This window comes from Verrucomicrobiota bacterium (assembly GCA_037139415.1).
Taxonomy (GTDB): Bacteria; Verrucomicrobiota; Verrucomicrobiia; order Limisphaerales; family Fontisphaeraceae; genus JBAXGN01.
In genome coordinates this window covers 29,508-51,481 of record JBAXGN010000010.1, presented here as the reverse complement: position 1 = coordinate 51,481, position 21,974 = coordinate 29,508, and the positions used below count along the sequence as shown (strand labels likewise).

15 protein-coding genes are annotated in these 21,974 nt (G+C 59.1%); 6 read left to right on the top strand and 9 right to left on the bottom strand.

The window, feature by feature from the left end; genetic code table 11:
- Positions 1 to 15: 15 nt before the first annotated feature.
- The 7 genes from WCO56_03160 to WCO56_03130 form a co-directional block, all read right to left on the bottom strand.
- Complete coding sequence (locus WCO56_03160; GenBank protein MEI7728537.1) at positions 16 to 2,391, bottom strand: hypothetical protein; 2,376 nt, start codon at positions 2,389 to 2,391, stop codon at positions 16 to 18.
- Entirely contained in the window at positions 2,388 to 2,609 is a 222-nt protein-coding gene (locus WCO56_03155; protein MEI7728536.1) for a hypothetical protein, read from the bottom strand. The genes WCO56_03160 and WCO56_03155 overlap by 4 nt, the downstream gene beginning before the upstream one ends.
- A 15-nt stretch (positions 2,610 to 2,624) precedes the next feature.
- Entirely contained in the window at positions 2,625 to 3,674 is a 1,050-nt protein-coding gene (locus WCO56_03150; GenBank protein MEI7728535.1) for a sugar kinase, read from the bottom strand.
- Positions 3,671 to 4,324 carry a bifunctional 4-hydroxy-2-oxoglutarate aldolase/2-dehydro-3-deoxy-phosphogluconate aldolase gene (gene eda / locus WCO56_03145; GenBank protein MEI7728534.1) on the bottom strand — a complete coding sequence of 218 codons (654 nt, stop codon included), beginning with the start codon at positions 4,322 to 4,324 and terminating at the stop codon, positions 3,671 to 3,673. Before eda ends, WCO56_03150 begins: the two co-directional genes overlap by 4 nt.
- A 39-nt stretch (positions 4,325 to 4,363) precedes the next feature.
- Entirely contained in the window at positions 4,364 to 7,054 is a 2,691-nt protein-coding gene (locus WCO56_03140; GenBank protein MEI7728533.1) for a right-handed parallel beta-helix repeat-containing protein, read from the bottom strand.
- Between the two features lie 150 nt (positions 7,055 to 7,204).
- The gene (locus WCO56_03135) at positions 7,205 to 7,861 is read right to left on the bottom strand and encodes a non-canonical purine NTP pyrophosphatase (GenBank protein MEI7728532.1); all 657 of its coding nucleotides are present in this window, start codon (positions 7,859 to 7,861) and stop codon (positions 7,205 to 7,207) included.
- A gap of 42 nt (positions 7,862 to 7,903) precedes the next feature.
- Positions 7,904 to 8,434 carry a nitroreductase family protein gene (locus WCO56_03130; GenBank protein ID MEI7728531.1) on the bottom strand — a complete coding sequence of 177 codons (531 nt, stop codon included), beginning with the start codon at positions 8,432 to 8,434 and terminating at the stop codon, positions 7,904 to 7,906.
- 98 nt (positions 8,435 to 8,532) lie between these two features.
- Here WCO56_03130 and WCO56_03125 point away from each other — a divergent pair, with 98 nt between their 5' ends.
- On the top strand, positions 8,533 to 10,905 hold the full coding sequence (locus WCO56_03125) for a DUF4962 domain-containing protein (protein MEI7728530.1): 2,373 nt from the start codon (positions 8,533 to 8,535) through the stop codon (positions 10,903 to 10,905).
- Positions 10,906 to 10,909: 4 nt separating this feature from the next.
- On the top strand, positions 10,910 to 13,105 hold the full coding sequence (locus WCO56_03120) for a glycoside hydrolase family 9 protein (GenBank protein MEI7728529.1): 2,196 nt from the start codon (positions 10,910 to 10,912) through the stop codon (positions 13,103 to 13,105).
- A gap of 126 nt (positions 13,106 to 13,231) precedes the next feature.
- Here the strand turns inward: WCO56_03120 and WCO56_03115 are convergent, their stop codons facing one another.
- Both WCO56_03115 and WCO56_03110 read right to left on the bottom strand, forming a co-directional pair.
- Positions 13,232 to 13,777: a hypothetical protein gene (locus WCO56_03115; protein ID MEI7728528.1), complete on the bottom strand. Its 546-nt coding sequence runs from the start codon at positions 13,775 to 13,777 to the stop codon at positions 13,232 to 13,234.
- Between the two features lie 112 nt (positions 13,778 to 13,889).
- Positions 13,890 to 14,252: a hypothetical protein gene (locus WCO56_03110; protein MEI7728527.1), complete on the bottom strand. Its 363-nt coding sequence runs from the start codon at positions 14,250 to 14,252 to the stop codon at positions 13,890 to 13,892.
- A 903-nt stretch (positions 14,253 to 15,155) separates the two neighbouring features.
- Between WCO56_03110 and WCO56_03105 the strand changes: the two genes are divergently transcribed.
- From WCO56_03105 to odhB, 4 genes are all read left to right on the top strand, one after another.
- Positions 15,156 to 16,658, top strand: a complete 1,503-nt coding sequence (locus WCO56_03105) for an alpha-L-fucosidase (GenBank protein ID MEI7728526.1) — start codon at positions 15,156 to 15,158, stop codon at positions 16,656 to 16,658.
- A gap of 42 nt (positions 16,659 to 16,700) precedes the next feature.
- A complete protein-coding gene (locus tag WCO56_03100; protein ID MEI7728525.1) occupies positions 16,701 to 17,627 on the top strand; it encodes a hypothetical protein in 927 nt (308 codons plus the stop codon).
- 192 nt (positions 17,628 to 17,819) lie between these two features.
- Positions 17,820 to 20,678 (top strand): 2-oxoglutarate dehydrogenase E1 component, encoded by a 2,859-nt coding sequence (locus tag WCO56_03095; GenBank protein ID MEI7728524.1) that lies wholly within the window; start codon positions 17,820 to 17,822, stop codon positions 20,676 to 20,678.
- A 56-nt stretch (positions 20,679 to 20,734) separates the two neighbouring features.
- Positions 20,735 to 21,946 (top strand): 2-oxoglutarate dehydrogenase complex dihydrolipoyllysine-residue succinyltransferase, encoded by a 1,212-nt coding sequence (gene odhB / locus WCO56_03090; GenBank protein ID MEI7728523.1) that lies wholly within the window; start codon positions 20,735 to 20,737, stop codon positions 21,944 to 21,946.
- The last annotated feature ends 28 nt before the right edge of the window (positions 21,947 to 21,974 follow it).

Here is a 21,974-nt window from a genome sequence, read left to right as displayed (position 1 = left end):
GGTGAGTGTGTTTGTTTAAGGTTTTCTTTCCAGGCGCACCGTGTGGAACTGGTTCGTGGAGAACGCGAGGTTAAAGGTTTGCTGCCATTGTTGGGTAGCCGGGTTATAATCAGTCTGCCAGAAGTCGTTGCCGTGTACGCTCTGATTGAGGGGCTGTCCATCAACAAAAAGCGCATACCCATCAGGCGCGGTCAACCCGCTGAAGGTCGCTGGCACATAACCCAGGCCGCCGCATAGCGTCACCTCGGCCGTTTGGCGGTCGTCCACCTCGATGCGCAAGGGATATGGTTTCAGCACTTTACCGCGACGTGCTTGGGGGTTCACCGCATTGCCTGCCGCTTCCCGCTGGACGAGTCGCCAAGTGTCAGCGCTGTTCGCCCGCGCTTCCCGAAAGGCTTTATCTGGCCCGTAGTAGGCGGTGGCCGTGGCGGGCAAAACCACCAGTTCCAGGTCAGCCTCCACGAAGTCGCCGGGCTGCAATTCCTTGAGGTTCGCCGGCGGCGCAAGTTCGAGCACGGTGCGATAATTGCCTTTGCCCCATTCAGTGCAGAAAAACGAGGCGTGCGGCTGGGGTGAAGGCTTGCCGCCGAGCACCGCCCGCCAACTGCGCACGATGAGCCCACGGCTGGCAGCGGCACTTCCGGTACGAAGCGCCTCGCGCTCCACTCCGTGGATGGACATCCACGGTTGCGCGCCGGTTAGCGGCACCGCACAGCGGTCGAAGACATCCTTCGCTCGCTTCGGTTCCCATTCCTCGCGTAAACCGTTCATGTCGCCGACCGCGACCCGGCGGGCGGGAACATCGTTATAGAAATCGGCGCCCAGTTGGAAAAATGCCAACCGCTGCCATTGCATCGGACGGCGTACATCGTAGCGCAGCCGGAAGAAGGTGCGCAGGTGGTCGTCGCTGCGGGGTAATGAAACATCCATGCGTGCGGCCAGTTCACCGCCGGTTGATTCTTCAGTGTAGCTCACATCGGTGAGGCAGGGCCCATAGGCGCGGTAATCGGTGCGGGTGGCACGCATCGGCTGATAGCGTCCCGTCGCATCCTGCCACATGAAAAAGTCGCCGCCACCGCAGTTTTCCGCCCAGCCCCAAGGTTTGGTGGGCTTGTCATGCGGTAGCGTCATGAGGGGCCGCACATCGTCAATGAAGCAGCGCCGTTGCACGCGTCCCGGCTCGAAACAGATGCTTTCGCCGAAACTTCCGATGGCGGTCTGGTCCCAGAACTGGTTGTGCCCCCAGCCGATCAGGCAGAGTTGTGCGTGCGATGCCGCGAAAATTCCGCCGTAGCGCGCATAGACCATCTGAAACACCAGTTCGCGCTTTGACTTTGGCGGCAACCGGACAAACGCGCAACCGTGGAACCACGGACCTTCGTGCGGTAAGACGCCTTTCTCCGGGCGTCGGTGCCAGTTCTTGGAAATCTGCACCGGCAGCCCCGTGGGCGTGCCATTGGTTTCACACAGCATCGGCGTGAAGCCAGTGAGATTGATATTCTTCTGCTGCGTGAACATCAGGCGGGCCACCGTTGGGCGATCTGAATTGTTTTGCAGTCGGAAGCGCCAGCGATCCAGTCGGTCCAAATGCTCTTCCGGATAATAGGTGCCCTTTGAGTTGCTCCATGGATTTTCCGGTAACTGAAGCGTTTGGCAGCCAAGTGCGGTGTCGAAACCGAGCCTCAACGCCGGGTCGGCTTCCAGGGTGGGGCGTGGGTCGGTTTGATTGTCAAACACTTCAAGCTGGACAGAGGTTTTGGCAACCAGCGGGGCGGAGACGCAACGCTCATCCCATCGCAACTCAGCAGTTCCTGCTGCCGGCAGGTCTTTGGGTTCCAATTCCAACCGTAAGGCCAGCCGATCCGGCCACGCCGAAATTTCCAGGCGCGCGCCGCCGGAGAATTCCTTTCCAGTGCTGTCGGCAAACTTCAAACCCTCAATTACCACGCGCTGGAAAAATCGCCCGCTCTCGACGAAGCGCACAGGTTGGAAGAACTCCCCTTTGGTTTCCATTCGCCCCACACAGGTGAACCTGTGGCCATCGGCAACCACCGCACAATCCCAGGCAACGGTCGGTAACTCGGCCAGTGCCGTGCGTCCGGGTAGCACAGCCAGTTCCTCCCTCATCGGGGTCGCCCATTTGCCGGCCCGCAAGGCCCGCACTTTATTGGCATCAAACGCCAACCCCCACGAGCCGGATTGTAAGCACAGTGTCTCGGTGGCGGGCGGCGCTTTGCTGCTGAGGAAACTGGGTGGCCCGTCGGCCCACCACAGCAAGGTGTAATCCTCTGTCCGTGGCATGAGCCCGACGCGCCCCTCCATCGCTTCAGCTCCCCGCGAGGCTGGCGGAGCCATCAGGAGGGCGGTAATGAGTGTAAATGTATATTTCATTTCGCGAGCTTATCGGGGGTGGGAATCGGCACATCCGGATTCACGAACAACCACGCGAGCGAACCTGCAAAACTAAGGCTGGCGGCGACGAGAAACGACGCGGTCCATCCGAATTGATCTGTGACCGCTCCCATCAGGAACATCCAGAAGATCAACACCCAACGCAGCCGCCCAGCGAGTGCCGTGGCCAGCCAATAAGGTGCGCGCGGGGTATTCATGGTTGGTGAAAATAATCAACGTCTCACGCGACTTGAGGTGCTGCCGTTCATGAGCGCCTCGATTTCAGCGCGGGTGCTGAAGTTGAAATCGCCTTCAATGGAGTGCGCGAGGCAGCCGGCGGCAGTGGCAAACGCGATGGCGGTTTGCGGGGCGGCAAGCTTGGGGGTTGTGAGCGCATGGATCAGCCCGGCAGTGAAGGCGTCGCCGGCGCCGAGGCGGTCCACGATGCTGGTGATCGGATATAGGTGCCCTGGTTGTGGGGCATGGCAGAATTGGTTCGCGTGCCGGTCGTAGAGCAGGCCGCCGAAATTGTTATGTGTGGCGGAAATGCCTTCGCGCAGCGTCATGGCGACGCGCTGAAGGCGCGGGAACTGTTGCGTGATTTGCCGGACAAGGTCTTCGAGTGAGGCTGCCCCATCAAGACCGAGTATGGCTTCCACGTCCTCCCGTCCGCCGATGAACAGATCGACCAACGGCAGTAATTCCCGCATGGTGTGGGTGGCCAGTTCGCGTGGTTTCAGTGCCGGATCCCATTGCCAGAGTTTGCTGCGGTAGTTCATGTCGCAGGAGATTTGCAGGCCGCGCTTGGCGGCTTCCCGCACCGCCGTCAGTGCCACGGCGGCGGCATTTCGCGAGATGGCCGGGGTGATGCCGGAGATGTGGAACCAACCGGCGTTCTCAAAAATACGCGGCCACGGATAAGCCTCCGGCGGCGTGATCGCCATGGCGGAACCTTCGCGGTCATAGATTACGTTCCCCGAACGCTGGTTGGTGCCGTGTTCCAGGAAATACAGGCCCAGGCGGCCGTGCGGCACCCGCAGGATATGTTTGGTATCCACCCCGATGCCGCGCAGGTTGGCCACGCAAGCGTCGGCAATGGCATGATCGGGCAGGGCCGTGACAAACGCGGCGTCGCCGCCCAGATAAGCGAGGGAAGCGGCCACGCTGGCCTCCGCTCCGGCAAACGTGACGTCCACTGAACCCGGCATGGCTTGCTGGAACCGTTTGAACCCGGGGGCGGCTAGGCGCCCCATGATCTCACCGAGAGTGATGATGCGGCTCATCGCTTGGGCTCCCGCACCTTGGCAACCAGATCCGAGGCAGCCCGGGCGTTGGCGGTGATGGCTGCCCAGTCCTGCTTGCGGATCACGTCGCGGGGTGCGAGCCAGGAACCGCCCAGCGCCGGAATCATCGGTTCCGCCAGATAGGTGGTGATGTGGCTGGCCTCCAGGCCGCCGAGCGGCACGAAGCGAACATTCAGATGCATATACGGAGCCGCCATGCTTTTCAAATACTTGAGTCCGCCGGACGGTTCGGCTGGGAAAAACTTTAGCAGCCGGCATCCCAACTCCAAAGCCTGTTCAATATCTGAAGGTGTCAACACCCCCGGGGCGAATGGCAGTCCCATTTGCTTTGCGGCCTGGATAACCCGGGGATTCATTCCCGGCGCCACCCCAAAGGCGGCTCCGGCGGCCACCACCTCGCTGACCTGTTCCGGGGTGAGAATGGTTCCGACCCCGCAGAGTACTTCCGGCACCTCGCGTTTGATCCGTTGCAGCGCTTCCAGCGCCGCTGGCGTTCGCAGGGTTAATTCAATGACGTCAATGCCGCCGTCCAGCAGGGAACGTGCCAGCGGCACGGCATCTTCAGCCCGTTCGATGACCAGCACGGCGATGACGCCGGCCTGATGAATTCTCGATAACATGTGTTCCATGGCATGGAATCCAATCGAAAACTGGTTGACGAAGCAATACTATTTGACTGCTTCCAGCAGGAAGTCATCCACGTAAAAAGTGGTTCCCACCTCGCCAAACGAGCAGATCCCCACCCAGGTGATGGTTTTGAATGCGCTTTGATAATGGAGGTCGGTCTTGGTGATGGGCGGTTGCCCGGGCAGGGTGACTTGCAGTTGGTACGTGCCGGTGGCTTTATCGCCAATGCCGCATTCGATGTTCAGTTTCACCCATTGTCCGGTGGGTAACTGCGTGATTTTGGTACCGTTGGCCGTCAACGTGCCGTCGGCTTTGACGGTTAACGAAGGGCCGGGGGCGTATTTGCCACCGTTGGGCCAGTCGCGCCACTCGTAGTTGAGTTGGGCGCCCGGTTCCACCCGCAGGGCGAGCGTGGCCCGCATCCGGGTGTTGGCAAAGTTCGCGTGTGTATAAATGTGCGGACGCCAGGCGGGTTCACGGCCGGTGCCTTCGGTGAATTGCAATGCCTGCTTGCCGTTGGCGGCGGTGGTGTTGATGACTTTCAGGATGTCGCCCTGATTCTTTTCCTGTGTAAATAGCATGATAGGCTGGCCGGGTGCGTACATTTCAAAGTCGTCGCGAATTGTGACGTTTACCGGTTTGGGCGGTTCAGGCGGGCCGGGCGGGAATACGCGGGTGACCGCTGGCAGGGAGGCTGTTCGATCATGTCGGGTCAGGCGGCCTGCTTTTGAAATGTCGAATGGCTGGAAACCGGCTTTAATGGCCGGGGACTTCGTTGCCAGTTCAAAATTTTCCGCATGCGGCGCCTTGAAACCGGGGTCGGCCACCAGGGCATCAGGCTCGCGCAAGCGCCAGGTTTCAATGGGAGTCCGGTTGGTGAAGAGCACGGGACCACCCTCTCGCCAATAGACGTTCCGGCGGAACTCCATCCGGTCGTGCATGCGGTCCAGTTCAAAGAGGTTGGAGCTGTTATAATAGAAAATATTTCCGGCGATGAGGATCGGCCCGCTTTTGGCCGGGTTGCTCAGTCGGATCTGGCCGTTGGTGCCAAAGGCGAAGATGTTATTGGTCACCGTGTTGTTGTTGCCGTAATGCTGGTGCAGCCCGGCATCCTTGGTGTGATAGACCAGGTTGCAGTCGGCGACGATGTTGGAACTGCTTTCATCAAAGTAAATGCCCCAGCCGCCGTAGCGCACGCTGCTGACGTCGTGGATGCGATTCAACTGCAAACGGGTGCCGGGCGATTCCCCAAGTGTGTAGATGCCTGCCATGTCGCTGAGCACACCCTGACCGATGTCATGCAGGTGATTGTTGTAAATCAGGTTGTGGTGGGCGGGACTGAAACCGGGGCCCCATTTCCAGCCCACTGACACTGCCGAATAGTAGAAGTCAAAGACATGATTATGCGAGACGTCGTTGCTCCAGGCATGGCCGATCCAGATGCCCACGGCCGGCGGGAAGATGCGTCCGCCATGGGCGATCAGGTTGTCGCGGATGATGGTGGTGCTGCTCCACTTGTTCGTATCGGGTTCCCAACCCAGTTTCGACGGGCCCACTTTAACGCCACCGGCCCCCAGATCATAGAGTTCGCAACCTTCCACCCGGTTCTGGTGGCAGCCATCGCTCCAGTCCACACCATAGGTGGCGGTGTGGCGGATGACGCATTGCTCGATCGCGCAGCGTTGCGCGAAGCGGGCGGTAATGGCCGCTTCAATGGAGGCGTCGGCCTGCGGATGTCCCCAGCCGCGAGCCGGTGTATTCCAGGCATTGTGCGCCAAGGTAAGGGTGCGCAGGGTAATGTTGCTCACGGGCGCTTGGCTGCTGCCTTGAAATCTGACCACCTGTGGCAGGCGCGGGGCGATTACCTGGGCGGTCGCCACGTTTTCACCGGCCCGCGCCAGCAGTGTCAGCACGCCGCTCTTTCGGTCCAGGTACCATTCGCCGGGCTGCAGCGCTTCCTTTACATTTTCCACCCGGTACCAGGTTGAGGGCTTGAGCGCGCCTTGTTCCGTGCTGTGGGTGGGCCCGGTGAAGGTGACCAGGTTTTGTTCGGCATCCACCGTTTTAATGTGCAGACGATCCATGGTCCACAGATGGAAGGTGGTGACTTCCACGTCCGGCAGGTTATGCCAATCAGCCCGCAAATCGCCTGGATGAAAACGAAAGCGATCATGGCCCTGGCCCGTACTGGGAGGAACTTGCGCGGCGACAAAAAAGTAACCATCGCGCGGGACTACCGGGCGGGCGCGTCGTTGGTTGTTTACGTAAAGCTGGGAGAAGTTCCATTCCCCTGAGGCAACTGTGGGCAGTTGTGTTTCCCAACGTCCGGCGGAAACTTCCCGCCAGCCTGCGATTTGCGTGCCCCCGCTCAGCAACACTTCCTCTCCCGGCGCTCCTTCATACACGATTGGTGCTGCATCCGTGCCTGAGTCGGCGGCTTCCAAGACGAGCGTGTCCGCCAGCCAGTATGTGCCGCCATGAATTTGCACCACGATGGGGCGTTTCCGCCCGGGTTCGGCGGCCTTTAACTGCCGCACGGCGTCACGGGCGCGTTGGAGCGTTGCAAACGGGCCGTCGCTTTTGCTGGCCGGTGTTTTGAATGCCTTACCGGACCAACCATCGTTGCCATTGGTGGCCACGATAAAGTCTGGCTCCGCGCCATCCATTGCACTGATGAATGTCAGCGTCAGGATACAGCCTAACCTGAGATAACTGAAACATGAGCTTCGCATAAAGGTAGAGTGGACGTTTTTATAGAAAAGCCTATTCAAAACCGCAGCTCAATAGCCGCCCGAAAAACCGAATCGCGCGTCGGCTTTTCATGCTATGTCGTTCGCGGAGCGCGATGTTCGGCTGACCCTTCCGCAGGGTAACGGTGTTTTTCAAAGCTTGTCGCTGCCGGAATTTAGCCACAGTTGCAATTTGATCATCGCGCGGGCCCGATGACTCATGCGGTTCTTTACCGATTCCCCGAGTTCGGCAAAGGATTCTACATGGCCATTAGGGATGAACAATGGGTCATAGCCAAAACCGGATTTACCGCGCGGCGCAAAGTCAATGTGGCCTCCACACGCGCCGTCAAACAACCACGGTGCCTGGTTTCCCCCAACCGTGGCCAGCGCCAGGACGCAGCGGAAGCGCGCGGTGCGGTTTGCGAGGGGAACATCCTGTAAAAGCCGGAGCAGTTTGGCATTGTTGGCGGTGTCGGGAGAATTGCCATTGGAAGTTGCTCCGGCGGGAGCATCGAGCGCCGCGAATCTTGCCGAGTACACGCCGGGCGCGCCGTGCAACGCGTCCACTTCGAGGCCGGAATCATCCGCCAACACACAATGCCCGGCGTTCAGGTGCCGCTGCGAATGTAACCAGCGGGCCAGTTCCACCGCTTTTTTGATCGCATTGCCGGCAAAGGTCGGCGCGTCTTCAACCACGGGTGGCGCCGCCGGAAAGTCATTTAAATCCAGAAGCGTAACGCCGTCCAGCAGGGCGCGAATCTCCTGCACCTTGTGACGGTTGCGCGTGGCGATGACGATGGTTTTCATCTGGTGCTGATCAAGCCGCCCAAGTCTTGAGTCCCACTGCCATTACCATTTCTCGAAGCGTACATGGCTGGCCTGGTAACGGGTGCGCGGTTCTTTGATCTCGCCAGGCTGCCCGATGGCAATGGCTGAGACGGGAATGATGGAGTCCGGCAACCCGAGAATGGCTTTCACGTCGCGAATACGATCCTCGCGCGGGTGTACGCCCAACCAACACGCCCCCAGCCCCTGGCTTTGCACCGCGAGCAACAGGTTTTCGATGGCCGCCGAGCAATCTTGCAGCAGGTAACTGAGTTGCCGGTCGTGCGCCACTTCCAGATCGCCACACACCACGATGCCCACCGCGGCGCTGGCCAGCATTTTCCCATGCGGCAGAACGTCCGCGAGGCGTTGCAGGTTGTCCTGCTGGCGGATCACCACAAAATGCCACGGGTCCTTCGCGACGGCGGAGGGCGCGGCCATGGCGGCTTGGAGCAGCAACTCAACCGTTGCTTCACTCACGGCTCCCGGACGAAACACCCGGATGCTTCGCCGGCCAAATATCACCTGTAACGCGGTGGGTATGTTTTCCTGCATAAACGTTGGTCATTCATAAACTCCGCACCGCCGTTTCGCAAGTCTTTCGCGCTCATTTTTCTATGTTCTTTTCCGGTTCCAGCCGCTACAAAAGCCTCATGAAGTATCCTTTGCTAACCGTTTGGGTGTGTTGGTGCGTGAATCTCTCGTCAATTCACGCCGCCACGCCCGTCATCCCCAACCGGGCGCCGAAACCCGGCGAAATTGGTTACCGCCCAGCCGATGGCGCGTCGGTGCGGCTCAACCCGCCGTCGTTCATCTGGCTGCATGAACCGGAGGCCGTCACCTATGCCATGCAATGGGCGCAAAAGGCGGACTTCACCGACGCCGTTACGGCGAGCAATTTCGTTTGGAACACGTACACGCACTCGGCGGCGCTCACGCCCGGCACATATTTCTGGCGCTATCAGTACGTGAACAAGAAGGGCGAGCGTTCCGGTTGGAGCCAGGTCCGTTCCGTCATCGTCCCGGCCGACGCGGCGGCGTTCCCGATGCCCACGCGCGCGCAACAACGCGAGCGGGTGCCGCAGCAACACCCCCGGCTGTTCCTGCGCCCCGAGGAACTGCCGCGCCTGCGCGAATTGGCCAAAGGCAAAGAGTCCAAGGCCTTCAAGAAAATCGTCGCCGACGCGGACAAAATCATCAAAGCGGGCCCCACGCCCGAGCCGGCGCATCGCGGTTCCTCCCGTGACAAGGAAGATGCCGAGGCCGTCAAATACTGGTGGCCCAATCGCGAGCAATCGGACAAGGCAACGCGCGAGGCCGAGACGATTGCGTTTGTTTATCTGATCACGCAGGAACCCAAATACGGCGAGGCCGCCCGCAAATGGCTTTTGCAACTCGCCGCGTGGGACCCGGACGGCCCCACAAATTTCAAGCTCAACTGCGAAGCCGGCAAAGCGATGCTCTACCGCCCCATGCGCGCCTACGATTGGGCGTATGACGCGCTCACGCCCGCCGATCGCCAGGTCATTCGCGACATGTGGCGCCGCCGCATCAAGGATGCCTGGGAAAGCGGCGAAATTGCGCGCGGCACCGGCCATTTGAACGCGCCGTACAACAGCCATGGCAACCGCATCTGGCACAAGATCGCCGAAGGCGGCATCGCCATGCTGGGCGAAGCGCCCGAGGCCGAGATGTGGCTGGATTATGCCGTGAACAAGTTCTATTCCTGCTACCCCATCTGGTCCGATGACGACGGCGGCTGGCATGAGGGCGTGAGCTACTGGGCCGGTTACATGGGCAAAGTCGTCACCTGGATGCAATTTTCCAAATCCGCGCTGAACATAGACGGTTTGCAGAAGCCGTTCTTCGATCAGGTCGGTGATTTCCCGATGTATGTCGCGCCGCCCGGCACGCCCAACAGCGGCTTTGGCGATCTTTCCTATCGCCCGCCCTCCGCGAGCGTTGGCAATTTCCTCGAATACTTCATCCGCGCCAAAGGTGCGCGTCCGGAAGGCAAAAGTGCGGCCTACTGGCGCTGGTGGATGGAGACCAGCAACATGTCGCGCGAGGGCGGCATCTTTGGTTTCCTGTTCGCGGCCAATTTGCCGGACATGCCGCCCGCCAAAGCGCCGAGCGATCTGCCGCAGTCCAAGGTCTTTCACGGCATTGGTGTCGCCAGCCTGCACAATACGCTGCTCCATTCCTCCAATGACGTGCATTTCCTTTTCAAGTCCAGCCCGTTTGGCTCGCAGAGCCACGGCCATAACCCCCAAAACATCTTCCAATTGAATGCGTACGGGGAATCATTGCTCACAACGTGTGTCTATCGCGATTTGCATGGCAGCAAATTCCATTATGAATGGGTCCATAGCACCGTGGCGCATAACGGCGTGCTCGTGAACGGGGAGGGACAGACGAAACACACCGCCGCACCGCTCGGTCGCATCACCGATTTCCAATCTGCGCCGGGCTGGGACTACGTTGCGGGCGACGCCTCCGCCGCTTACGGCAAGCAACTCACCCGTTACCAGCGCCGCGTCCTCTTTGTGAAGCCCAACCTCATCGTGCTCTACGACGACCTCGCCGCCGCGGCCCCCGCCAGCTTCCAATTCATGCTCCACGCCCTGAAACCGTTCGACCTTGATGAAAAAGCCAACCGCCTATCCGTGCAACAGCCGAAGGCGGGCGTCATGGCGCAGTACCTGCCGTCCGCTGCGCTCCCGCTGACCTTCCGTCAATGGGACGGCTTCAAGCCGAAGCCGACCAAAGAGTTCCCCAACCAGTGGCATGTGGAAGCCTCCACCACCGACAAACGCAGTGAACTGGGCATGTTGACCGTGCTGGTCCCGTATCCCTCCACGAAAGCGGACCCCTGGCAGGCCGAACGCCTCGAAACCCCCAGCGCCATCGGCATTCGCTTCACGCGCAACGGTCAATCCACGTTGGTCGGCTTCCGCAAAGCCGGGGTGACGAACATCGCCACCTTGGCCACCGCCACCTTCAATGCGGACGTCTTCGTAAAATAATTATATGCGGGCAGCACGCGTTGGTTTCCTCGTAGCCGGTGCCATCCTCCTGACCACCGCGCTTTTGCCCGCCGCAACGCCCGCCCCGCGTCTCATCCCGGAGCGCCGGCTCGTGGCCGTGGAACTGGCCTCCCCGCAAGTGCTCGCGCTAGTAATGGCCGATTACGATGACCACGCCGCCCCCTCGCAACTGCCCGCCGATTACCGCGTCAACGGCCAGGCCCCGCTCCAAGTCGGGCGCTACTCCGCGACGTGGTACGAGGAAAAATGCACCGATTGGAAACAACAACGCTACCCGCAAATCATCGGGCACCGCGTGTACCTCGTCCTGCCCGCGCCGCTCCCGGAAGACGCGCCCTGCACCATCGAATTCCCCGGCGGGCGCACCAACTTCACCTTTCAATCCCGCGCCTTCTTCTGCGAATCCTTCAAAGTGAACCAGGTGGGCTATGCATTGGCGGGCATGCGGCGCGCAGCGTTCTATGCTCCGTGGTGCGGCGATCTCGGTGCGGTCACCAACGGCCTGCCGGCGGAAGTCCAATTGCACGATGCGGCCACCGGCAACGTTTTGGCCACGCTGCCCTTGCGACCGCTGCCCCAAGATCCCTTGAATGGCGGCCCCCTTTGGCGCGTCGCGCTGGACACCGTCACCAATGCGGGCCGCTATTTCCTTTGTGCGCGCGGCGCGGGCCGCAGTGCGGAGTTCGGCGTCGGCGATGTCTATGCCCATCACGCCTTTTACGCGCACCTGAAGGGATTTTACCAGCAGCGCTGCGGCAGTGCGCTCAGCAAACCATACACCGAGTGGGAACGCGCCGCCTGCCACACGGAACTGGAAGTCACCGACGCCGCCCCGCCCGAATTCATCAAGGAACACGGCACCCGGCGCATCCCGCATGTCGGCGGGCACCACGACGCGGGCGATTTCGACGTGCGCCTGGCGCATACGCTCGTCGCGGGCTGGCTGCTGAACGCCTACGAACTCTTTCCGCAGAAGTTCATTGACGGCCAGCTCGACATCCCCGAGGGCAACAACGGCATCCCGGACCTTTTGGACGAAGCCCTCTACAGCATTCGCGCCTGGGAAACCCTTCAGTGCGACGACGGCGGCATTCGCGCCGGGTTCGAGGCGGATCGGCACCCCGCCTATGGCGAAGTGTCCGCCGCAACCGATAAATTGACCTACCGCACCTTCGCCCGGTACGGCCACACCACCCTTGCGGGCGCCGCACTGATGGCTTACGCCGGGCGCATGATCAAACCGTTCGCCGCCGAACGCGCCGCCGAACTCACCGCGCGGGCCGAGCGCGCCTGGGGCTTCTTCCGGCAACACGAAAAAGATCCCGCGTACCAATGGTCGCCCGGAGTGCGCCTGTTCGCGTCCGGCCAGCTCTACCTCGCGACGGGCAAGCCCGAGTATCACGACGTCTTTCGCCGCGAAGCCGCCTATTTCTTCAACCTCGCGGGGCAAAAGAGCGTGTGGCCCGCGCAATACAACGGCACCTACTTCAATATGGACACCATCGCCAAGGGCGCGGCCTTCACCCATTACTTTGCGTCCTACCTCCTGGACGATTCGCGCCCCAAAGACCCGGAAATTCTCCGCGCCGCCCGCCAAAGCCTCCTCGCCAAAGCCGATGAATACCTGAAAAAACTCAGCGGCGACGGCTTCGCGACGATTTCCACCGCCAGTTGGGGCGCTTCGACCGGCGTCGGACGCTATGGCGACTTCCTCATTCACGCCTGGCGCCTCACCGGCGACGCCCGGTACCGCGCCGCCGCCGCCCGGCTCGCCGATTTTGCCCTGGGCGCGAACCCACCCGGCTGGTGCTTCACCAGCGGCCTCGGTGTGCGCCCGCCCTATAACCCGCTGCACCTCGACTCATACTTTATGCTCGGCGCAGGCCGGGGTCCGGCGCCGGGCCTGGTCATCTATGGCATCACCGAACCGCCCGGTAAGCGCCCGCATGTCACCGCTGTGACGCAGCACCTCTACCCGGCCATGGAACAACTGCCGTTGGCGCGGCGCATCACCGACGGTTGGTCCGTCGTCTTGCAAAATGAATTCACCATCTGGGAAACGATGGCCCCCAACGCCTTTTTGCACGCCTGCCTGGCCCCCGATCAACCCCTCAAAGGCCGCCTGCTCCCCTGGACCGGTGCCAAACTCCCCGGCGGCTACCCGGCAGCGGTGAAGTAAGGCGGATTGCGGATGATCAAAATTCAACGGCTGGAACGGGTAATCGTTAGACCGTGTTCGAGCCGGAGAAATTGAGAAAAGTTATAGAATAATTCGCTTTCCACGATGCAATTGTTCACTCATTTTTTAAACATCATGGACTGTAACGCAGAGGCAACTTGGATCAGGTTGTAAATCGAACCAAAAGTTTATTTCATCCTTCTCGTAATCAAAGAGTAGATCGCTAGCAACGGAATTCTCAAGCTTACGCAATTCATTGCGCTTGAGTGGAGACCAGTCAAGATGGGATATCCAGAATTTTTCGAAACCAGCCACTTTGTAGGCATAGCAACGAGATCCAAAAAGGTCGGCCAAATCGACATCTTTGGCTTTTGGATCCACTAGAATTCGGGCAAAAGCTTTCCCGAAAAGATCAAAAGTGTACGCATAGCGTACGTTTGCAAGCCCTGCTGGGTTATATTTCTGCGAGCTAAGGAACCTGTCGACGTGTTTATTGCGGTTATCCAAGCATAGATTGGCCACGCACATTTGCACGACACAAACAGTACCTTCAAGCATTTGCTTTGGTTTGCTCGGAAGATTGAGTCGTTTGATATGCTCTCGAAAAACGCCACAATTGTCGACTCGCGCCGCAGTTCTGAAACTTCGCTCCCATTCATTTAATAGATTCATAGCAATATTGTGAAGCAATTAAATAAAAGTGGCACACCTCAAAATGATTGCATCAGCTGACCATGGTTCATGGTAAATTAAAAGAGAAGCAACAGCCCTTTAATGTCTGCATTCACTTACCATTTTTCCAAATGTTAAAGAATAATTTGTTACCGGAAATTTTCGACACTCGCGCCCCTTTCGCTCCGATTAAAGCGTACATGGCGTTTAGCGCAGAAAAATGATTCCCAAAATACATGGAGCCTTTACAGGCAGCCAACACCTCGGCAGTTGTGATGCTTTTCGTGCCACCGAGTTTTTTCACGATGAAGTTGAGTGCTTTTTTGGGAACAATAGTATAGTTGCCGGCATCCTCGTGTTTATTCGGTGAAAAAATTATATAATGTTGTGGTGCTTCGAGTACATGGTAGTTGCGTTTGACACCTTTAACGAGTCTTCGATATTCGAGGCTGGGAAGAAGTCTTCGATAATTCATAAATCCTAATTATAGTGTTGCTGTGGGGAAATGAATTGATTGAAAATATTTTTCAATAGCCCATCCTTCGTGACTCGATGGAATTGGACTATAGCGCATTGCTTTCGAGCAAGGTTCATAGCGGTGATCTTAATTCCCCGCTAATGGCCGTCAAGTGCCAATTAAACCTTACCATAACAGCTTGCAATACTCGCATTTTGCTAAATATAGAGTCGCCAGCGTCGCATGGCCAAGAGTGTGGCATTCACGGTGGGCAGGCTCCCCTGTAGCGCAGACTTCCAGTCTGCTGTGTCGCGGTCAGTCGGCAAGGGGCACAGGGGCCGACCACCGGTGCGCACCAGAAACTTGACGCATCCTAAAGAAATGCCAGAATTTTACACGGCAAAATTCCATCGGGCCCGCCCACCTTGCGATTTTTGCGGTTTCTGGAATGTGTTGAACATGGTGGTGATTTAACGCTCTTCCGCCGTGGCTGGCAAGCACGTTTCCGGGGCGCATTTGTGGCATCCCTCCAGGGTGCTTCGGCGCAACGACGTTTACCGGCGGTCAGCCCCTTTCCCCTGCTGAGCAACCGATCACTGGGGAAACCGGGGCCAACCACCGATGCACCCCCACAACCTTCCGTACCTTGAAAGGAAGCTAAGTCCCTCCGCATCAAGGCCCGCGCCGAAAGGGTTTTGTCGGTGATCGAAAGGGTCTTGTCCAAGCCGGACAGGGTCTTGTTTGTGGTATTTTCGGTTGCAAGCGACTTGGCTAGGGTTTCAATCCTTTGCTGGGTTGGGCGGCAATTGAACGTTTAATGACAATATGACATGCCAATGCCATGCCCCTGATGTAATTTGCAGCAACGATTTCATGATTCCCGGTCTTGCCATCCGCCCTGGCTTTGGGCATAGTGCGGCCATGAATAGCTCACGTACTTTACGTCATGGATGGTGGCTGGGGTGTGCCGTGCTGTTGACGCTGTTGGCCGCGCCCGCCCAAGCCCAGTATGAACCGAAGTGGGAATCGCTGGATAAACGGCCCACTCCAACGTGGTTCCTGGATGCCAAATTCGGCATTTTTATTCATTGGGGAGTCTATTCGGTGCCCGGCTGGGGCGCGCCCAAACAGTACGCCGAATGGTACTGGCATAACATGCTGACGAAGAACCCCAAGAAACCCACCAACGAATGGCGGGAGTTTCACGTCAAGAATTACGGGGAGAATTTTGATTACAAGGATTTCGCGCCGCAGTTCCGGGCGGAGTTATTCAACGCCGACCAGTGGGCCGACATTTTTGCGCGCTCCGGGGCCAAGTACATCGTGCCGACTTCCAAACATCACGAGGGCTTCTGCCTGTGGCCCAACGAGCAGGCCAGCAAGGCGTATGGGCGTCCGTGGAACAGCATGGAGATCGGTCCCAAACGGGATTTGATGGGCGAGCTGGCCGGGGCGGTGCGGAAACGGGACATCAAGTTTGGTTTTTATTACTCGCTGTATGAGTGGTACAACCCGCTGTGGCAAAGTGATAAGAAACGGTTTGTCGAGGAGCACCTGTTCCCGCAATTCAAGGACGTGGTGACGCGTTACCAGCCGGCGATCATTTTCTCGGATGGCGAGTGGGACCTGCACTCCAAGGACTGGCGCAGCGAGGAATTGCTGGCCTGGCTGTTCAATGAGGCGGCATGCAAAAACGAGGTGGTCATCAATGATCGCTGGGGCAAAGATTCCCGGCACAAGCACGGGGGGTATTACACCACCGAGTACGCCGCCGGGCTGAAGGATGATTCGCATCCCTGGGAGGAAAGCCGTGGCATGGCCTACTCGTATGGTTACAACCGCGCCGAGGCCTTGGGCGATTACAAGACGGCCCGCGAATTCATTTTCATCCTGTGCGATCTGGTGAGCCGGGGCGGCAATTTCCTGCTGGATATCGGCCCGACGGCGGATGGGCGCATCCCGGTGATCATGCAGCAGCGGCTGATCGAGTTGGGCGACTGGCTCAAGGTCAATGGCGAGGCCATCTATGGCAGCCGCTATTCCGGCCGAGCCTGCCAGTGGAGCGACGGCAAGCGTCCGGGGCAACAATACGGCGAATACATGATCAAGTATGACCTGATGGCCCAGGCGGGACAAAAGCCCAAGAACGATCTGGCGGTCAAACAAATCTTCTTCACCAAGAAGCCGGGGGCACTCTACGCGATCACCACCGGTTGGCCCGGCAAGGAACTGTTCGTGCGCGACATCACCGTGCCCGCCAACAGCGAGATCACGCTGCTTGGGGTGGATCAAAAACTCAAATACCAGGTGCAGGGAACAACGCTGACGCTTGAAACTCCGGCCCTTGGGCCGGAAGAGGCGCCGTGCCATCACGCCTTCACCTTCAAGATCACCGGGGCGGAAGTGGTCAAGGAAAACAAGTAGTCCCAACCTGCATCGCCGGAAACGAATCTACATCCAAACATTATGAGTAACTCACTGAATCGCCGCGACTTCATGCGGAACACCTTGGGCGTCTCCACGCTGGCCGCCATTGGAACCGCCACCGGCGCCGAGCCGTCCGCGCCACCCGCCGCCGTCAAGGATTTGCCGCAAGGCAAGCTGGGGAAACTTTCCGTCAGCCGCCTGATTTTCGGCGGCAACCTGATGAGCGGCATCGGCCATGGCCGGGATTTGCTGTACGTCACGGATTTTCTGAAAAAGTATTTCACCGAAGCCAAGGTGTATGAGACCTGGGAATTGTGCGAGGCGAACGGCATCAATACGCTCCTGCTGCGGCCCGAGGAACCGATCCTGGGCTGGCTGAAGAACTACCGTTCAAAGCAAGGCGGCAAATGCCAATGGATTGCCCAAGCGGTGCTGACGGAAGCCAATCTGAACACGGAAATCCAGAAGGCGGCCGATGCCGGAGCGGCAGGAATCGTGGTGGATGGCGAAGCCGCTGAGGCGTTGCTTAAAGCCAAAAAGGGCGCGGTCCTGGAGAAGGCGTTGGAACTGATCCGGCAAAAGGGAATGGTGGCCGGGCTGGGCGCGCACCAGATTCAAACCGTGATGGCCAGCGAAGAAGCGGGATGGAAACCGGATGTGTACCTCAAGACCTTTAACAGCAAACGCTATTGGTCCGCCACGGTGGAACCGCGCCGGGACAATATCTGGGATGAGAAACCATCCGAAACCGCGAATTTCATGGCGGAAGTGAATCGCCCATGGATCGCCTGCAAAGTGTTGGGGGCGGGGGCCATCCGCCCCGATCAAGGCTTTGTATATGCGTTTGAGAGCGGTGCGGATTTTCTGTGCGTGGGGATGCTGGACATTCAGGTCGGGGACGATGCGCGAATCCTGACGCAGGCGTACCAGAAAGCGCGGGGGCGGACGCGTCCGTGGTGCGGGTGAAGGGAATACTGAATACCGAATACCGAACCGGAGGCCGGCACAGAGAGTTGGGAATCAGCAGACCGGTTGGGCAAGACTTGATGGCTTGCGGATCGTCGCGAGCCACCGTGTGCCAGCCTGCAACTGGTTATTTTACAGCCAGTTATAAATAGTGGCATTCTGTGAATTTAATGCCAGAGTATAGGGGTGCTTATGAGTGATGAAGGTCAATCCTTGGATGTGTTAAATCTGGCGTTTGCCGAACAGTTGTACGCGGAGTATGTGCGTGATCCGGCATTGGTGCCGGAGGCATGGCGCACGTATTTCGCGGAAACCACCGGAGACGCCGCGCCGCAGCCGGATTTCCGGGCCAGCCCCGCCATCAACCGCCGGAGTGTGTTCAACCCCATCGGCGGCACCGCCGGAGTATCCAGCGAATATTTTGAAAAGATGCTGCTCCTGCAACACCGGGTGGACCGGTTGGTGCGGGCCTTCCGGGTGCGCGGACACATGCAGGCGCGGTTGGACCCCTTGAGTGAATGGGTGCCGCATGTGCCGGAGTTGGATCCGCAGTATTACGGATTCTCGTACGAGGATATGAACCGTCCGTTCTTCTTCGAGAACCTGCACAAACTGAAACGGGTGCCACTGCGGGAAATCGTCCAGGAACTCCGCAAGATTTACTGCGGGGCGATCGGCTTTCAGTTCCTGCATATTGATGACCTGCACATGCGCCACTGGATTCAGCAACGGATTGAACACCTGGAACATGAAATCATTCTGAGCCGGACCAAGCAGTTGCGCATTTTAACGCGCCTGACGGATGCCGTCGTGCTGGAACAGTTCATCCGCAAAAAGTTTGTCGGCGCAAAAAGCTTCTCACTCGAAGGCGGGGAGACCCTGATTCCCATGCTGGACTTGGCGATTGAAAAAGCCGGGGCGCAAGACGTGACGGAAATCGTCGTCGGCATGGCGCATCGCGGACGGCTCAACGTGCTGGCCAACATCATCGGCAAAAGCCCGCGCGAAATTTTCCGGGAATTTGAAGATAAAGATCCGGGACTATACCAGGGAGGAGGCGACGTGAAATATCACATGGGATATAGCAGCGACTATGTGACCTCCGCCGGGAAGAAGGTACACCTCACGCTGTGTTTCAATCCCAGCCATCTTGAATTCGTCAACCCAGTGGCGTTGGGGCGAGTGCGCGCCAAACAGGACTTTAATGGCGATTTGGATCGTTCGCATGTCATGCCGCTGCTGATTCATGGCGACGCCGCATTCATCGGCGAAGGCATCACGCAGGAAACCCTGAACCTGTGTCGGTTGCCCGGTTTCCGCGTTGGCGGCACGGTGCATATCATCGTCAACAACCAGATTGGGTTCACCACCCAGCCAACGGACAGCCGCTCGACGATGTACGCCACGAGTGTGGCCAAAATGCTGCCAGCCCCCATCTTTCATGTGAATGGGGAAGATCCGGAAGCGGTGGCGCGGTGCATCGAACTGGCGCTGGATTTCCGTCATAAATTCAAGATGGATGTGGTGATTGACATGTATTGCTACCGCCGTTTGGGGCATAACGAGAGCGATGAACCATCCTTTACCCAGCCGCTGCTCTATTCGCTCATCGAAAAGCGCAAATCCGTCCGTGATGCCTACTTGGAGCACTTGCTGAAGCTGGGCGAGGTCACCCGCGAGGAAGCGGATGAGATTTCAAAAAAGCGGTACGACTACCTGGAACAGCACTTGTCCGAGGCGCGTACGCGCGCGCGCACGGCGCTCTCTAGCAGCCTGGAAGGCATCTGGAAAGGCTTCACCGGCGGACCCGAACCGAAGGATAACGATCCAGACACCGGCGTATCGCAACGCAAACTCGCCAGCCTGCTCCAAAAATTGACCGAGTATCCAGAGCATTTCACCGTTCATCCGAAATTGGCCCGGCTATTGGAGCAGCGTCGCGAGATGGCCAAAGGCACGCGGCCACTCGATTGGGCGGCGGGGGAAGCCCTGGCCCTGGCCACCTTGAGTGCCGAGGGGCATCGCATCCGGCTCTGCGGACAGGACAGCCAGCGCGGCACTTTCAGCCATCGCCACGCGGTGCTGCACGATGTGCAGACCAGCAAAACCCATACGCCGCTGAAGCACCTGTCCGAAAAACAGGGGCCGCTGGAAATTTTCAACAGCGCGCTTTCCGAAGCCGGCGTGTTGGGCTTTGAATACGGCTACAGCTTGGGCTGCCCGGACGGACTGGTGCTCTGGGAGGCGCAATTTGGAGACTTTGCCAACGCGGCACAGGTCATCATTGATCAGTTCATTGTCAGCGGCGAGGACAAATGGGGGCGGCTGAGCGGCCTGGTGTTGCTGCTGCCGCACGGGCTGGAGGGGATGGGCCCCGAACATTCCAGCGCACGCCTGGAACGTTTTCTGGCGCTGGGGGCGGAGGATAACATCCAGGTGGTGGCTCCCACCACGCCCGCGCAAATCTTTCATCTATTACGGCGACAGGTGGTGCGCAAATGGCGCAAGCCGCTCATCGTGATGACTCCGAAAAGCATGCTGCGCAATCCCAAGGCGGTTTCACCGCTGACGGAGCTTACGACCGGCCGGTTCCAGCGGATCATTGGCGATAGTAAGGGAGTGCCCCTGACCCAGGCCAGCCGCGTGCTGCTGTGCAGCGGCAAACTGTACTATGAATTGGAGAACCAGCGGGAACAACTGGGCCGGACCGATGTGGCGATCATCCGCCTCGAACAGTTGTACCCCTTCCCCAAAGCGGAACTGGAAGCCATGCTTTCCGAATGCCGCGACGGGACCAACGTGATCTGGGTCCAAGAGGAGGCCGAAAACATGGGAGCCTGGCGCTATCTGCGCGTCACGGTCAGCATGCAGTTTCTGGGCCGCCTGCCCTTCACGGGCATCTGCCGCCCGGCCTGCTCCAGCCCGGCGACCGGGTCGCCAGCGGCGCATCACATTGAACAGGCGGACCTGCTGAACCGGGCCTTCAGCATCGGCGACAGCCAGCCGCGTCCGCGCACGGAAACGGTGACGAGTGTCAAGCAACTGGTGTAATACGTTTTTAAACTTGGTGTTTTTAGTGATTTGGAAAACAATTGACGAAAGAGATTATGGCTATCGAAATTAAAGTGCCGTCGGTGGGCGAATCAGTGACCGAAGTGGAAATCGCTGATTGGCTGAAGCAAGAGGGCGACCTTGTCCAACGGGACGAGGTGCTGCTCGTGATTGAATCGGACAAAGCCACGGTGGAAGTGTCCGCGCCGGTCACCGGCCGGCTGGGGAAAATTCTCAAGGGTAAGCGCACCAAGGCCACCGTGGGCGAGGTGGTAGGACTCATCGAGGAAGGCAGCCCGGCAACCGTGCCAGCCACCCCTGCCCCATCCGTTCCCGCCGCCAAACCGGCTGCCAGCAAGGAACCCATGGTCATGCCCGCCGCCGCCCGACTGCTGGCGGAAAAGAATCTGCCGGTCTCGGCGGTGACGCCGACCGGGCCGGGCGGACGCGTGCTCAAGGAAGACGTGCAACGCACCAGCACGGCGAAACCCGAGACGCCCACGCCAACCGTGGCGCCAGTTCCACCGCCGCCGCCCGCCGCTCCCGAGGCCTTTGCACCGACCAGTCTGCGCCCCGAAGAAGTCGTGCCGATGAGCCTGCTGCGCCGGCGCATTGCCGAGCGACTGTTGCACGCCCAGGCCACCATGGCCATGCTCACCACGTTCAACGAGGTGGATATGTCCGCCATCATGGGTTTGCGCGAGCGGTACCAGGAAAAATTCCTCGAACGTTACCAGATCAAACTGGGCATGATGTCGTTCTTCGTGAAGGCCACGATTGAAGCGCTGAAGGAACATCCGGCCCTGAACGCCGAAATCCGCGGCTCCGAAATGGTGTACCGGCATTATTTCGATATCGGCATCGCGGTCGGCGGAGTCAAAGGCCTGGTGGTGCCGGTGCTGCGCAACGCCGAGCGCATGGGACTGGCGGAAATTGAGAAGGCCATCGCCGACTTTGCCAAGCGCATCAAGGAAAACAAAATCCTGCCGGACGAATTGCAAGGCGGCACCTTTACCATCACGAATGGCGGGGTGTTCGGTTCGCTGATGTCCACCCCGATCATCAACCCGCCGCAAAGCGGAGTACTGGGGATGCACACCATCCAGGAGCGCCCGGTGGCCCTCAACGGGCAGGTGGTCATCCGCCCCATGATGTACCTCGCGCTGACGTATGATCACCGGATTGTGGATGGCCGCGACGCGGTGCTCTTTTTGCGGCGCATCAAGGAAATCGCCGAAGACCCCGTGCGCTTGATGCTAGAGATTTAGAATGACGAACGGGGATTCGTGATCGGAA

Excerpts from the sequence above, each read along its gene's own strand:
- WCO56_03160 (MEI7728537.1), bottom strand. The coding sequence starts at position 2,391 with ATGAAATATACATTTACACTCATTACCGCCCTCCTGATGGCTCCGCCA.
- WCO56_03155 (MEI7728536.1), bottom strand. The coding sequence starts at position 2,609 with ATGAATACCCCGCGCGCACCTTATTGGCTGGCCACGGCACTCGCTGGG.
- WCO56_03150 (MEI7728535.1), bottom strand. The coding sequence starts at position 3,674 with ATGAGCCGCATCATCACTCTCGGTGAGATCATGGGGCGCCTAGCCGCC.
- eda (MEI7728534.1), bottom strand. The coding sequence starts at position 4,324 with ATGGAACACATGTTATCGAGAATTCATCAGGCCGGCGTCATCGCCGTG.
- WCO56_03140 (MEI7728533.1), bottom strand. The coding sequence starts at position 7,054 with ATGCGAAGCTCATGTTTCAGTTATCTCAGGTTAGGCTGTATCCTGACG.
- WCO56_03135 (MEI7728532.1), bottom strand. The coding sequence starts at position 7,861 with ATGAAAACCATCGTCATCGCCACGCGCAACCGTCACAAGGTGCAGGAG.
- WCO56_03130 (MEI7728531.1), bottom strand. The coding sequence starts at position 8,434 with ATGCAGGAAAACATACCCACCGCGTTACAGGTGATATTTGGCCGGCGA.
- WCO56_03125 (MEI7728530.1), top strand. The coding sequence starts at position 8,533 with ATGAAGTATCCTTTGCTAACCGTTTGGGTGTGTTGGTGCGTGAATCTC.
- WCO56_03120 (MEI7728529.1), top strand. The coding sequence starts at position 10,910 with ATGCGGGCAGCACGCGTTGGTTTCCTCGTAGCCGGTGCCATCCTCCTG.
- WCO56_03115 (MEI7728528.1), bottom strand. The coding sequence starts at position 13,777 with ATGAATCTATTAAATGAATGGGAGCGAAGTTTCAGAACTGCGGCGCGA.
- WCO56_03110 (MEI7728527.1), bottom strand. The coding sequence starts at position 14,252 with ATGAATTATCGAAGACTTCTTCCCAGCCTCGAATATCGAAGACTCGTT.
- WCO56_03105 (MEI7728526.1), top strand. The coding sequence starts at position 15,156 with ATGAATAGCTCACGTACTTTACGTCATGGATGGTGGCTGGGGTGTGCC.
- WCO56_03100 (MEI7728525.1), top strand. The coding sequence starts at position 16,701 with ATGAGTAACTCACTGAATCGCCGCGACTTCATGCGGAACACCTTGGGC.
- WCO56_03095 (MEI7728524.1), top strand. The coding sequence starts at position 17,820 with ATGAGTGATGAAGGTCAATCCTTGGATGTGTTAAATCTGGCGTTTGCC.
- odhB (MEI7728523.1), top strand. The coding sequence starts at position 20,735 with ATGGCTATCGAAATTAAAGTGCCGTCGGTGGGCGAATCAGTGACCGAA.